The organism is Alkalihalobacillus sp. TS-13 (assembly GCF_019720915.1).
GTDB lineage: Bacteria > Bacillota > Bacilli > Bacillales > Fictibacillaceae > Pseudalkalibacillus.
Genome location: NZ_JAHKSI010000001.1, coordinates 1,948,701 through 1,962,315, shown reverse-complemented (window position 1 = coordinate 1,962,315; position 13,615 = coordinate 1,948,701). Strand labels below are relative to the sequence as shown.

The window sequence follows — 13,615 nt, the reverse complement described above, 5'->3', positions numbered from 1 at the left end:
CCTTAACGTAGTTTTCTTTCGCCATGAATAGGGTGTTCAAATAAGCGCACGTTAAAGATACAAGAATACTGTGAAAAGATCCGGTGGCGCTTATGAAAAAACTGTTTACAATTGAAGCACTTGTAAGGCTCGGCATGGTCTTATTAGCTTTACTATGTGCATTTGTCTTCATGAAATTGAAACCGTTTTGGGATCCAATTCTTGATATGTTTTTGGCCGTCTTCATGCCATTTTTCGTCGCAATCTTCATCACCTATCTATTACATCCCATTGTAGAATGGATTCATAGGCGAGGTATCCCACGATCGATCGCTATCCTTGTTATTTACCTTGCCTTTTTCGGTGGCATCGGATTTTTGATTTTTAAAAGTGTTCCATATCTGATATCACAGCTCAAAGACCTGAGTGAACAATTGCCTGTATTATCAGAAACTTATCGGACGTGGATCCGGGAATTTTATGAACATACTGATAATCTGCCCGAAACGGTCCATACTGAATTTGAAAAAACGTTGAATGCTATAGAACAATATATAACAATATTGATAAGCGGCGTACTCGCTTCAATCAAAGGATTTTGGCGAAACCTTTTTGCGTGGATCGTCATTCCTTTTCTCGTTTTCTATATGCTGAAAGACTTTAAAATTATTACACGGATGATATTGCACATGACACCGAAAAAGTGGCGGGAGCCTGGAAACAAAATCATCCATGATATCGATATTTCACTTGGTAATTACATACGCGGACAATTGACAGTAGCTTGTGCCCTTGCAGCACTTGCAATTGGCGCGTTCTGGATAGCGGGTGTCCCTTATCCCGTGATTCTAGGAATCATCATTGGTGTCACTGATTTCATTCCCTATTTCGGACCGTTGCTCGGGGCAGTGCCAGTCGCTTTGATTGCTGCAACGATATCGATAAATAAACTGTTGATCGTAATTGGAATTGTCATCATCCTTCAATTCATCGAGGGGAATATTCTCGGACCGCTTATTGTCGGTAAAACATTGCACATCCATCCGATAGGAATCATATTAGCATTGTTAATTGGCGGGGAAATCGGTGGAGTTGTTGGTTTACTCCTTGCTGTACCTTTCTTTGCGATAGGAAAAGTCATTTTCCATCATGCGAAAGAGCATTTCAGAAATGTTGACAATACCGAAAAGTAAAGTCTATAATTAACGACAGCAGAACATGAATATGGAATATGTAAATTGATGATGGAATGAGTAGGTCAAAGCCCTTCCCTGCAGAGAAGAACCTCCCAGGCTGAAAGAGGTTCTGGATGAAGATTGACTGAACGCTGATCCGGAATGCAGGCAAACCCTGTCGGCGCACACCGTTAATGTGTCGAGGTGATGAATACAGAAGATGTGTTCATAACCAGGGTGGTACCGCGTGATAACTCTCGTCCCTGTTTTAGGGCGTGGGTTTTTTTTATTGTCCAGGCTTTGTTAATCTTCGTTGTTGATTTTAGCCGAAATTCACGACACTCCTACGGGAACAGCGAGCCAGGTGAGACCTCGCAACGAACTGTCCAAGTCCGTGAGGATGCTCACGTAGTAGGAAATTGCAAAGAAGTAATGTCTAGCTGAGAGACCAGTCACTTGGATCACTTCAAACTTCCTGCGGCGGCAACAGCCTCCTCGTCAGTTTTCCAGTGACAATGCGTGACTAAACGAGTCGCTTCCGCTTTTCGTTTGCCCGCGGTAAGGGATTGAATTTCGAAGAAATCAACATCATTCTTTAACAAAGCCATTGTCTAAAAAAGACAAACTCATAAAAAATAGGAGGGAATCAATGATGAAAACGCTCACTTCAGCTGAAGTAAGACAGATGTATTTGGATTTTTTCAAAGAAAAAGGACATAAGGTTGAACCTAGTGCCTCTCTTGTACCGCACGAAGATCCGTCCTTGCTATGGATCAACAGTGGCGTTGCAACCTTGAAAAAGTATTTTGATGGTCGTGTCGTTCCAGAGAATCCTCGTATCGTAAATGCTCAAAAATCAATCCGTACGAATGATATTGAAAATGTCGGTAAAACTGCTCGACATCATACGTTCTTCGAGATGCTTGGAAACTTCTCAATCGGGGACTACTTTAAAAAAGAAGCGATTCAGTGGGCTTGGGAATTCTTGACTGATGAAAAATGGTTGGGAATCGATCCTGATAAGCTAGCGGTGACGATCCATCCTGAAGACGATGAAGCGCATGACATTTGGCATAATGAAATCGATCTTCCCAAGGAGAAGATCATCCGCCTCGAAGAGAACTTCTGGGATATCGGTGAAGGACCGAGTGGACCGAACACGGAAATCTTTTTTGATCGAGGGGAGAAATATGGAAACGACCCGAATGATCCAGAGTTGTTCCCAGGTGGAGAAAACGAGCGTCACCTTGAAATCTGGAACCTTGTGTTTTCTCAATACAACCATAATCCTGATGGCTCCTATACACCGTTGCCTAAAAAGAATATCGATACAGGGATGGGGCTTGAACGTGTCGTTTGTGCGTTGCAGGATGCTCCTACAAACTATGAAACCGATCTGTTCATGCCGATGATCGAAGCGACAGAAAAAATTTCTGGTACCGAATATGGTAAGAATCCGGATTTCGATATTGCTTTCAAGGTGATTGCCGATCACATCCGGACAGTTACTTTCGCGGTTGGAGACGGGGCGCTGCCATCCAATGAAGGTAGAGGCTATGTATTACGCCGCCTTATCCGCAGAGCAATCCGTTTTGCTAAACAATTGAACATCAGCAAACCTTTTATGTTTGAGCTTGTTCCAGTGGTTGCAGATGTCATGAAAGACTTCTATCCAAATGTTCTTGAAAACACGGATTTCATCCAAAAAGTCGTTAAGAATGAGGAAGAACGATTCCATGAAACCATCAACGAAGGTCTTGCGATTTTATCTGAAATGATGAAGGAAGCGAAAGAAAATGGGAAGAATGAACTTTCTGGCTCAGATGCTTTCAAGTTGTATGATACGTATGGATTTCCATTTGAATTGACTGAAGAGTATGTGGAAGAAGAAGGCTTGACAGTGAATCGACAACAATTCGATGTCGAAATGGAAGCACAGCGTGAGCGGGCACGTTCAGCACGTCAGGACACAGGTTCTATGCAGGTTCAGACTGGAGTCCTAAGTGATATCAAAACCTCAAGTGAATTCATAGGTTATGACCAACTGCATACCTCTTCTAAAGTTAGCGTGATCGTAAAAGGTGCTGATACGGTCAATGAAGCAAATGCTGGTGAAGAAGTCCTTGTGATTCTTGATCATACACCTTTTTATGCAGAAAGCGGCGGACAGATTGCTGACAAAGGGACACTTGAGAATGACAACGTTTTTGTTGTCGTAAAGGATGTCCAAAAAGCGCCGAATGGCCAAAATCTCCATACAGTCTATGTGGAAAAAGGGACATTGAAAGTCGATGAAACCCTTGCGGCAACCGTCAACAAGATTAGCCGTGCTGGTATCATCAAGAACCATACCGCAACACATTTGCTTCATCAAGCACTTAAAGATGTTCTTGGGAAACACGTCAATCAAGCAGGTTCTCTTGTAACCCCTGATCGTTTGCGTTTCGACTTCTCCCACTTCAATCAGATCACTCCGGAAGAATTAGAGAAGATTGAATCAATCGTAAACGAAAAGATTTGGAGCACCATTCCTGTTGAAAAGATGATCAAGCCGATTGAAGAAGCAAAAGCAATGGGAGCAATGGCATTATTCGGTGAAAAATACGGAAGTGAAGTTCGTGTCGTAAAAGTCGGAGATTACAGCCTTGAGCTATGCGGAGGCTGTCATGTAGCTAATACTGCAGAAATCGGGTTGTTCAAGATCATAGCGGAATCAGGCATCGGGGCGGGGACACGCAGGATTGAAGCAGTTACAAGTGAAGGAGCCTATCATCATCTCACTGGACAAGTCCAAATCCTTAAAGATACAGCCGACGCTTTAAAGTCTAACCTGAATGATGTACCTGCAAAGATCGGTACTATCCAATCACAAATCAAAGAGCTTCAACGCGAAAATGAATCATTGAAAGGTAAGCTTGCGAACATTGAAGCAGGTTCCTTGATGGATCATGCTGAAGAAATCAATGGCGTAAAAGTATTGGCTAGAAAAGTTTCTGCTAGTGATATGAATAATTTACGCTCAATCGTAGATGATTTGAAGAACAAGATCGGAAGCGGAGTAGTCGTTCTTGGTTCTGCACAAAATGAAAAAGTGAATATTGTTGCAGGAGTTACAGATAATTTAACGAAAGAAGGCTATCATGCAGGTAAAATTGTAAAGGAAGTCGCAACCCGATGTGGAGGCGGCGGAGGTGGACGCCCAGATATGGCTCAAGCTGGCGGAAAACAACCTGAAAAACTGGATGACGCATTAAATTATGTTTACGAATTCGTCAAATCCATTTCCTAAACCTGTATGTGTATTGTACAATAAAGGTAGAAAAAGCGGGGATTTCCCAATCTAACGCTAAAGAGAGGTGTCAAGATGAGCTCATTTGACAAGACGGTGAAGTTCAATTTCCAAGACGACTCGATGGATACCAACGTGAAGAGTGTATTGATGTCAGTATACGAGTCATTGCAAGAGAAAGGATACAATCCGATCAACCAGATCGTAGGGTACCTCCTGTCTGGCGATCCAGCTTATATTCCTCGTCATAATGATGCAAGGAGTAAGATCCGCAAGCTTGAACGCGATGAATTGATTGAGGAACTCGTAAAATCGTATCTAGTACAACATCAGGAAAGTGAGAGATAAACTCTGCATATGCGAAAATTAGGGTTAGACGTCGGTACAAAAACAATTGGCATTGCACTTAGCGATGCGTTAGGATGGACGGCACAAGGGATAGAAACATACCGACGTACGGAAGACATCGACCAGGAAATGCAGTATTTAAAGCAACTGATCGAAAAGCATGAAGTCGACACAATCGTGGTCGGTCTACCGAAAAATATGAATGGAACAATCGGCCCTAGTGGAGAAATGTGTCAAGAATTTGCGAAGCATATTGAGGACACATTAAAAATATCCACTGTGCTGTGGGATGAACGTTTGACCACGGCCGCGGCAGAACGTATGCTCATAGAAGCTGATGTCAGCCGCAAGAAGCGCAAAGGGGTCATTGACAAAATGGCAGCTGTGCTCATCTTACAGAGCTATTTAGACAGCCCAGCCGTCAACTAAAAAAGAGGTGCTAATAATGTCTGACGAAGAAAAAGAGCGGATTATCATCCCTGATGAAAATGGAGAGGAACATTTATTTGAAGTACTCTTTACGTTCGATGTAGATGCAACTGAACGTTCGTACATGGTACTTGTTCCTGTTGAAAATGGTGAAGATGAAGAAGATGTTGAAGTTTTCGCTTTCCGTTACGAAGATAAAGGCGAAAAAGATGATGATATCGAACTTTTCCCAATTGAAACAGATCAAGAATGGGATATGGTCGAAGAAATGTTGAACACTTTCCAAGAATCCGAAGAACTCTAAACTAAGATGATGAAGGCTGATCACAAATGTGTGGTCAGTCTTTTTTTAGTTAATTCATTATTTTGTTCGTTTTTATTGTTGATTTCCGCGAAGTTCACTTCCTTTCAAAAGGCTAACTCTTAAATGTTAAATCCATTTTAATCTTTCTTAGAATTCAACATTCAGAATATAAATAGAACCTGATCGGCATTTAATCCTGATTTTGACAAAATCTAAAAAAATTGACGAATTTAAGCCGAATCAATACTGAATTATAGTATAATGGAACAGATGTATTAGAGGGGGGATATTTCGGTGCTTCAACCAAATCTAGATCAAGACACGATTGTGCGCCGTAATCAGGAAGCAAAGATTGTAAGACGAGTCGTATTTACCGTACTTACACTCCTGGTTTTTTCGATCGTTGGCCTGGGAATCGGTGGCTACGTATATATTAAAGGCGCATTTGAGCCAGTTGATGCTTCCAATAAAGAAACGATAGAAGTAGAAATACCAATTGGCACATCAACCGGCACGATAGCGAAAAAATTAGAAGAGAGCGGGGTAATCAAAAGCGCACTCGTATTCAAGTACTATGTCAAATATAAAAATGAAGATGATTTTCAAGCAGGAAACTATGAACTTAACCAATCTATGGAGATGAAAGGCATCATTAATTCTCTGAAAGACGGTAAAGTATATAAAGAGGCGGAAATGACCGTCCGTATTCCAGAAGGACTCCGCATCAATGAAGTAGTATCCAAAATTGCAGAACAAACGGATTACACAGAAGATGAAGTCCAGGAAAAAATGAAAGATAAGAAATTCATTGAATCATTAATTGCAAAATATCCGTTATTGGATGAAAAAATCTTGGATGAAAAAGTGATTTGGCCACTCGAAGGCTATCTTTTTCCAGCAACCTATGAATTTTACGTGAAAGATCCGAGTTTAGAATCCATCATTGATTCGATGGTTAAAAAGATGAGCACAGTGGTGACGAAATATAACGCAGGGATACAAGAATCGAGCTATTCGACTCATGAGATCCTCACATTAGCTTCCATCATCGAAGAAGAGGCGAAAGAAAAGGAAGACCGATTCAAAGTTTCAGGTGTATTTTATAATCGTCTTCAAAAAGGGATGCCTCTCCAATCTGATGTGACGGTCACCTACGCGCAGCAACAGTCGAAAATTACAGTAACGTATAAGGACACAGAAATCGAATCACCGTACAATACCTATAATGAGTCCGGTTTACCGATCGGACCGATTTCAGCTCCTGGAGAATCAGCGATCAATGCTGCAGTGAATCCAGAGCCGAACGCGAATTATTATTTCTTCGCACGGCCGAACGGGGAAGTCCTATATGCGAAAACTTTGGATGACCATAATAAGATCAAGGAAAAATACATTCAAGAGTGGCGTGACCTTGCAAATAAAGACAAAGAATAATATTGGAAACCAGAGGGGATGAGAGAGACTCGCATTCCCTCTTTTCTTATGTTAAAATAGACCGGGTTAAGAGGAGGCTTCCACATGATTTCAGACGAGTTGAAACATTATATTGAAGGATTGATCCCAGATAGACAGCAAGAAATTTTACAGATGGAAGAAGATGCGCGGGTAGAAAATGTCCCGATTATGGATCTGATAGGAATGGAAGCCCTATTACAAATTATTCGTCTCCATAAACCGAAGCGTATTTTGGAAATCGGAACTGCAATTGGATATTCCGCAATCCGGATGGTACAGGCCGCTCCAGAGAGTCATGTTGTAACCATCGAACGTGATTCAGAGCGGTTTGACCAAGCAGTTGCCAATATTTCAAAACTTGAATTGCAAGATTCAATTCACGTAATTGAAGGAGATGCACTTGAGAAAATTTCGGAGATTGAAGAAGAAGGACCTTATGACTTCATTTTCATAGATGCTGCCAAAGGGCAGTACCAGCGTTTCTTTCAGGAATTTGAAAACATGCTCGTATCAAGTGGAGTAATAGTTAGTGATAATGTCTTGTTCAGAGGATTCGTAGCAAAAGGGAACGAAGAAATCGAGACAAGGAGATTTCGGAAGCTGACGGATAAAATTCGGAATTACAATGAATTTTTGATTGGACAATCCAGGTTCGATACAACGATACTTCCTGTTGGTGACGGAATGGCTATTAGTATTTTGAAAGATAAAGTAAAGGAATAAAGGGGAAGGAAGCATGGGTAAGAAACCAGTTGTAATTGGTGTTGCCGGAGGTTCAGGATCCGGAAAAACGACAGTAGCGAAAGAAATCTTCAGGCAGTTTGCCGATCAATCGATTTTAATTCTTGAACAGGATGCATACTATAAGGACCAATCCGAAAAATCGATGGATGAGAGACTAGAAACGAATTATGACCATCCTCTCGCATTCGATAATGATTTATTGATTGAACATATCGAAAAGCTCAGAAACAAAGAGTCCATTGAAAAACCTGTTTATGACTATACAGCACACACAAGAAGTGATAAAATAATTCCAATTGAACCAAAAGATGTTATCATATTAGAAGGTATTCTTATTTTAGAGGACGAACGGCTGCGTGATCTGATGGATATCAAATTATTCGTTGATACTGATGCAGATGTCCGGATCATTAGACGTCTCCTTCGTGATATCAATGAACGTGGACGTACCATCGACTCCGTAATCGATCAATATACCACAGTCGTTCGTCCGATGCATAATCAATTCATTGAACCGACGAAACGATATGCTGATATCATTATTCCTGAGGGCGGCCAAAACCGAGTGGCGATCGACCTGATGGTGACGAAAATCAATACGATCCTAGAAACTAAAGAAATATTGAAATCATAACAGGGGGTCCGATCACCTCTGTTTTCAATATGAGATGAATATCTTATATTTCAGATAGTGTACAATGTGTACGCTTACATTTTTTATTAATACGTCTTTAGTTCCAATGCATATACTAGTCGGTAACGAGAAGGTTTTAGAGGAGTGAAGAATGATGGCAGAAGAAAAGAAACATTATATGACTGAAGAGGGTAAACAGAAACTCGAAAACGAATTGGAATACTTGAAAACGGAAAAACGTAAAGAAGTCGTTGAACGTATCAAGGTTGCTAGGAGCTTCGGAGATCTATCTGAGAACTCTGAGTATGATGCTGCGAAAGATGAGCAGGCATTCGTAGAAGCTCGTATACAACAGCTTGAAAAGATGATCCGTAATGCTGAGATCATTGAAGAGCAGGATCAGAATCCGCATGTTGTGTCCATCGGTAAATCAGTGAAATTCATCGAATTACCAGATGGAGAAGAGGAATCTTACACAATCGTCGGAAGTGCTGAGGCAGATCCGTTCGAAGGTAAGATCTCTAATGACTCCCCTATGGCTAGAAGCCTAATGGGCCGCACTGTCGGTGATGAAGTAGCTGTCCAAACACCGGGCGGGGAAATGAACGTACGCATCGTAGAAGTAGGCTAAATAGATGGATGAACCCGTTTGTCGAAAAGGATGAACGGGTTTTTTGCATTTTCATTTTCAGCTATTTGTTTAAGGAGGAATTCATGGAAGCAATTGAAGAAACTCTGAGGAATTATGAGATAGAGCATCATTTAAGCGGGGCAATCTTAATCTCAAAAGATCATAATGTGATTTTCGAAAAGGCCTATGGTAAAGCCAGTATACAACTAGATGTACCTAATACACTCGAAACTAAATTCCATATCGCCTCTGAGACCAAAATGTTCATCGCTGCTGCTGCATTGAAGCTGGAAGAGAAAGGACTACTGAATTTATATGATGCTCCTGAGACATACATAAAAGAATTGAAAAAGCTCCACCCAAAGATTACTCTCTATCATCTTCTCAACCATACTTCAGGATTATATGATATTTATGCTGTTCCAAATCTTCGTTATGAAATGTATAAACTCCAGACTGAAGAAGGAGATTTTCTTGCATGTTTTGCAGGTCAGGAGCAATTATTCGAGCCCGGGCAAAAATGGAGTTACATAGCACAGGCTTCATCCTGATGGGTTACATCATGGAAAGTGTATCGGGTATGACTTTTGAAGAATTACTTAATGAACTTTTCTTCACACCTCTTAAAATGAATGATACAGGTATAGACAACCCTAAACTGATTAATCCAAAATGAGCGCTTGGTCATTCTATCGAAAACGGAAAATTGATAAATGCAGATCATGACAAATTAAGTATAATTGATGCACCAGGTGAACTTTATTCAACTGTTCGCGATTTGAATAAATGGTGTGATGCGCTCCTAAGTAAAAAGATATTATCTGAGGCATCCTACGAAAAAATGTTTACTTCATATATAACTACCAGTTGGGATCCAAATTTGAAATATGGATATGGTTGGTTCCTGGGACCAAATTTCAGACTCATTGGTGGGGGAACACCTGGATTTCGTTCAGAAATCTGGCAATATCAGATGAGAAGCTTAACGTCATCATGTTATGGAACAATGAGAAAGTAAATTCTTTTGCTATTTTCGAAAAGGTAAAGGAGCATTTATTACAAAAAGAGAGGATAATGGAAGAATAATTCATTCTATTTTTTGTCTATAGTAATGATTAATGTTGATTTTATAAAACGTTCATTTAACCGATATTCGCGACACTCCTGCGGGAAAAGTGAGCCTGGCGAGACCCCGCAGCGAATTATGGATCTTCGACTATAATAATGAACTTCGACTAAATACCACCACGTCCTATGGTGAACGTCGAAGTCAGTACATCCTGTACAAGTACGTCCTGTGGTGAACGTCGAAGCCAGCATAAGGAAAGCTAGTGAGGAGGCTCGCGGTAGTAGGAAATTGCAAAGAAATGATGTCAGCTCAGCGACCAATCACTTGGATCACTTCAACCTTCCTGTGGCGGTCGACACATTGATTAACACCTTATGTGGGAGCCCACGTAGAACCAAGTCTTTGTTTGGTTCGAGCCCTCCTCGTTAGTTTTCTAGTGACCTGCGTGACTAAACGGGTCGCTTCCGCTTTTCGTTTGCCCACGGAAAGGGAGCGAAAGAAATCAATAATAAAAACGAACAATACCAAGAATAAAAAGAGTATTGTTTTAAAAAAGTTGTTTCGGGCGAGAATGGTTGGTGAGGTGGGGCTCACATGAACAATCCGAAGCGGCATTATTATGTTTTAATCGTATTCAGTATCGTATTGGCCGTGCTTATCGGCAGACTAGCACATATCCAATTGGTCGATACACGATCGTTTTCAAAATACCAGGTAAATCTGATTGAAGAAAGTGTCAAACAACGTATACACTCGATCGCTTTAGATGATGGGAGAGGGAAGATGCAGGACCGCTATGGTGAACTCTTGGCGGAAGTGCATGAACCTTCTGTCATCCTTTTTCCGTTTTTAAAAGAAGATGAAGATGCACTTAAGAAATTATCTCCGCTCGTCAACCGTTCGACGTTTGAATTGAAGAGTAAATTGGAGGGCAGGAAAGATCCTCTTGTAATCAAAAATGAAGACATCACACGTGAAACAGTTGAACATGTGAATGATCTGATGATTCAGGGTGCATTCGGCCAAATGCTCTCAATAAATGAAGAAAACACCTTTGCAAAACATTTCATTGGTTCAGTACGTGAAAACCCTGGGATGTTACGTGAAAAATACCCTGAACGTATAGACAAAGGTCTAATAAGTATATCAACCAAAATAGGGGTCAACGGAATACAGGCAGCTTTCGATCCTTTTTTGATTTCAGAAGGAGAATCGAAGCTTATTTATCATGTTGAACAGTCCGGAAGGCCACTTTTCGGTTTTGATGTCAAATATACAGCACCGTCTAACCCGTTCTATCCTGTAACCCTAAGGACAACTTTGGATCCAAATGCTCAGCGCATCGTAGAAGACGCATTTGATCAATTCAAGATTACAAAGGGTGGTGCGGTCCTATTGGATGTAGATTCAAGTGATGTGCTTGCTATGTCCAGCCGACCATTGCCACCACATTCAAATCCTTTAGCTGAAGGCACAGCAAATAAAATGCTAGAGACACACTTTCCGGGTTCTGTTTTTAAAATTGTCACAGCAGCAGCTGCTATCGAAGAAGATCATCTATCGACTGACCCGGATCGTGTCTTTGATTGCAGTAGAAACACCTATAATGAGGGGCAGGAGCAACGTGATTTAGGCAATTTAACCTTTAAAGAAAGCTTTTATCAGAGTTGTAACAATACCTTTGCGACCTTACTAAACGAAATAATGGAAAATGACAAAGATATCACTGATGAATATGCCGCTAAATTAGGACTTACTGCATTTTCAGGATGGACAGGAGATGTGTTTCATTTTGAGAGTTTCAAGCACTATCCAGGCGAACAACCAAACGTGATATGGAATGATGGACAGGATAAAAATGTTTCTCGTGCAATTTCCCAAACCGCTATCGGTCAGTTGAATGTACGTGTTTCTCCACTTTCGGTGGCGAATATGATGGCGACGATTGCAAGAGGAGGCACAAAAAAACAAGTGCGCGCAGCTCATTCTGTTTTATATAAGAACGGAACGACACTTGCAGATTTTAAGGAGAAAGAAATAGCTGGTGATACTTTATCTCGCTATACGATCAAAGAGCTTCAGAAATTATTGAAGGGAGTTGTCGCTGATCCAAATGGAACTGGACATGGTTCTTTCAGTCAATTGCCTTGGGCTGTAGCAGGAAAATCGGGTACCGCTGAAAAAGGTGAAAAGGGTCAGAAAGTGTACAATAAGTGGTTTGCGGGTTACTTTCCTGCTGATGATCCAAAATACGCGCTGGTCGTTGTTGACCTGGATGCAGCAGAAACAGAAACTGCTACGAACAAAACATTTGCGCAGATTGTTCAACAGTTGTATGAAGCACAACAACAACCAGACTGAGCGAGTGTATGTTATGCTTTGGGTTGTACGACTTTCACTTCGTGGTTGGGGAGCAAGTGGTCCTGAAGATGCTGTTCTTTGTAAGGCGCCAGGATGAATTCAAAGAGCCTCTGTTCAGAAACATCGAACACTTCTAGAGTCGAACCATCATGTAAACAGACATGTAACGTTTGCGTGTCTTTTTGATAGCCAATCGTATGAAACGTTTTCAGATTCCATTCTTCTGAATGAAAAGTTGTAAACTGCATACATTTCCCCTCCTTATCAATACTATTAGCCATGTTATGGAGAAAATCCTTTTTAACGACAAAACTAGTTTAAAAATTACAAATATTCACACTATTGATTATACAATATTTTCTTGTACGGTACAAAAAATAATCCTTCATCGAAACAATGTAGAGTGGTAGAATAATATGTAGGATTGGAGGGGAGACCATGAGAGATAATTTTTCAACCAACTCGAGGTATAAACGAACACAAAAAAGTAAAAAGCAAACACTTATATTGAATATATTGATCGGTGTCGTCTTCATTGGGATCCTTGCCGTAGGAGCAAGTATGCTTTTAGGTGACGATGAATCCGCTACTGAAAAACAGCAGAATCAAGATAATACAGCATCTGTACCTGAAACAGATGAGAACTCAGATGAATCGAGCAATAATGATTCTTCAAATGAGCAAGCTGCCGAAGAAGAAAATAAGGAAAATGAAACGAACACAGACAGCGAATCTAAGGAAGAAGATGATACATCTGTAGAGAAAGAGGAAGAAGAGGCATCTGAAGGAAGCAGTGAAGATAGTGAAGGATATAAGACCTATTCTGACGATACTGCAGGACCTGATGGTGCATGGGAGCCAGTAGGTACTGTCCAGAAAGACTCACATCAATCAAGCTTCGAAAAAGGTACTACTGATTGGAAGGAAAAAGAAAAAGCGCTACAATATGCAACAGGACTATCACCTGATGAAATCGAGTACTGGTGGATTGGAAACGGTGGATCTGCAACTACAGCTAAAGGTATTGTTAGTAAAGCCGAAAATAAAGACAACCCTTATGTCGTCATGCTTGAATGGGTAGATGGTGAAGGTTGGAAACCAACGTCTGTCGAACGTGTTCCAGGTGCAGCTAATCAATAAGAAATATAGCACGAAAAGGACCCGGAGAATGATTAATTTCTTTCGGGTCCTTTTTTC

The 13,615-nt window shown here is 40.9% G+C and carries 12 protein-coding genes and 1 pseudogene; 12 read left to right on the top strand and 1 reads right to left on the bottom strand.

Annotation, left to right across the window (positions count from 1 at the left end):
- Positions 1-92: 92 nt before the first annotated feature.
- From KOL94_RS09690 to KOL94_RS09640, 11 genes and pseudogenes are all read left to right on the top strand, one after another.
- Positions 93-1,172, top strand: a complete 1,080-nt coding sequence (locus KOL94_RS09690) for an AI-2E family transporter (protein WP_221566132.1) — start codon at positions 93-95, stop codon at positions 1,170-1,172.
- Between the two features lie 634 nt (positions 1,173-1,806).
- On the top strand, positions 1,807-4,443 hold the full coding sequence (gene alaS, locus KOL94_RS09685) for an alanine--tRNA ligase (protein WP_221567651.1): 2,637 nt from the start codon (positions 1,807-1,809) through the stop codon (positions 4,441-4,443).
- A gap of 75 nt (positions 4,444-4,518) precedes the next feature.
- Positions 4,519-4,791, top strand: coding sequence for an IreB family regulatory phosphoprotein (locus KOL94_RS09680; RefSeq protein ID WP_221566129.1), 273 nt, complete (start codon positions 4,519-4,521; stop codon positions 4,789-4,791).
- Between the two features lie 9 nt (positions 4,792-4,800).
- Entirely contained in the window at positions 4,801-5,220 is a 420-nt protein-coding gene (ruvX, locus tag KOL94_RS09675) for a Holliday junction resolvase RuvX (protein ID WP_221566126.1), read from the top strand.
- Between the two features lie 16 nt (positions 5,221-5,236).
- Positions 5,237-5,524, top strand: a complete 288-nt coding sequence (locus KOL94_RS09670; RefSeq protein WP_221566122.1) for a DUF1292 domain-containing protein — start codon at positions 5,237-5,239, stop codon at positions 5,522-5,524.
- 294 nt (positions 5,525-5,818) lie between these two features.
- Entirely contained in the window at positions 5,819-6,958 is a 1,140-nt protein-coding gene (gene mltG / locus KOL94_RS09665; RefSeq protein ID WP_221566120.1) for an endolytic transglycosylase MltG, read from the top strand.
- A gap of 84 nt (positions 6,959-7,042) precedes the next feature.
- The gene (locus KOL94_RS09660) at positions 7,043-7,702 is read left to right on the top strand and encodes an O-methyltransferase (protein WP_221566117.1); all 660 of its coding nucleotides are present in this window, start codon (positions 7,043-7,045) and stop codon (positions 7,700-7,702) included.
- A 13-nt stretch (positions 7,703-7,715) separates the two neighbouring features.
- Entirely contained in the window at positions 7,716-8,357 is a 642-nt protein-coding gene (udk, locus tag KOL94_RS09655; RefSeq protein ID WP_221566114.1) for a uridine kinase, read from the top strand.
- Positions 8,358-8,511: 154 nt separating this feature from the next.
- Positions 8,512-8,988 (top strand): transcription elongation factor GreA, encoded by a 477-nt coding sequence (greA, locus tag KOL94_RS09650; protein ID WP_221566110.1) that lies wholly within the window; start codon positions 8,512-8,514, stop codon positions 8,986-8,988.
- Positions 8,989-8,996: 8 nt separating this feature from the next.
- Positions 8,997-9,664: pseudogene (locus KOL94_RS25630) on the top strand (serine hydrolase domain-containing protein).
- A 987-nt stretch (positions 9,665-10,651) separates the two neighbouring features.
- On the top strand, positions 10,652-12,418 hold the full coding sequence (locus KOL94_RS09640) for a peptidoglycan D,D-transpeptidase FtsI family protein (RefSeq protein WP_221566108.1): 1,767 nt from the start codon (positions 10,652-10,654) through the stop codon (positions 12,416-12,418).
- Between the two features lie 11 nt (positions 12,419-12,429).
- On the opposite strand, the gene KOL94_RS09635 is transcribed toward KOL94_RS09640, so the two are convergent.
- Entirely contained in the window at positions 12,430-12,666 is a 237-nt protein-coding gene (locus tag KOL94_RS09635; RefSeq protein WP_221566106.1) for a KTSC domain-containing protein, read from the bottom strand.
- A 190-nt stretch (positions 12,667-12,856) separates the two neighbouring features.
- On the opposite strand from KOL94_RS09635, the gene KOL94_RS09630 reads away from it, so the two are divergent.
- Positions 12,857-13,558 carry a DUF1510 family protein gene (locus tag KOL94_RS09630; RefSeq protein WP_221566103.1) on the top strand — a complete coding sequence of 234 codons (702 nt, stop codon included), beginning with the start codon at positions 12,857-12,859 and terminating at the stop codon, positions 13,556-13,558.
- Positions 13,559-13,615 lie beyond the last annotated feature (57 nt).

Excerpts from the sequence above, each read along its gene's own strand:
- KOL94_RS09690 (WP_221566132.1), top strand. The coding sequence starts at position 93 with ATGAAAAAACTGTTTACAATTGAAGCACTTGTAAGGCTCGGCATGGTC.
- alaS (WP_221567651.1), top strand. The coding sequence starts at position 1,807 with ATGAAAACGCTCACTTCAGCTGAAGTAAGACAGATGTATTTGGATTTT.
- KOL94_RS09680 (WP_221566129.1), top strand. The coding sequence starts at position 4,519 with ATGAGCTCATTTGACAAGACGGTGAAGTTCAATTTCCAAGACGACTCG.
- ruvX (WP_221566126.1), top strand. The coding sequence starts at position 4,801 with ATGCGAAAATTAGGGTTAGACGTCGGTACAAAAACAATTGGCATTGCA.
- KOL94_RS09670 (WP_221566122.1), top strand. The coding sequence starts at position 5,237 with ATGTCTGACGAAGAAAAAGAGCGGATTATCATCCCTGATGAAAATGGA.
- KOL94_RS09660 (WP_221566117.1), top strand. The coding sequence starts at position 7,043 with ATGATTTCAGACGAGTTGAAACATTATATTGAAGGATTGATCCCAGAT.
- udk (WP_221566114.1), top strand. The coding sequence starts at position 7,716 with ATGGGTAAGAAACCAGTTGTAATTGGTGTTGCCGGAGGTTCAGGATCC.
- greA (WP_221566110.1), top strand. The coding sequence starts at position 8,512 with ATGGCAGAAGAAAAGAAACATTATATGACTGAAGAGGGTAAACAGAAA.
- KOL94_RS09640 (WP_221566108.1), top strand. The coding sequence starts at position 10,652 with ATGAACAATCCGAAGCGGCATTATTATGTTTTAATCGTATTCAGTATC.
- KOL94_RS09635 (WP_221566106.1), bottom strand. The coding sequence starts at position 12,666 with ATGCAGTTTACAACTTTTCATTCAGAAGAATGGAATCTGAAAACGTTT.
- KOL94_RS09630 (WP_221566103.1), top strand. The coding sequence starts at position 12,857 with ATGAGAGATAATTTTTCAACCAACTCGAGGTATAAACGAACACAAAAA.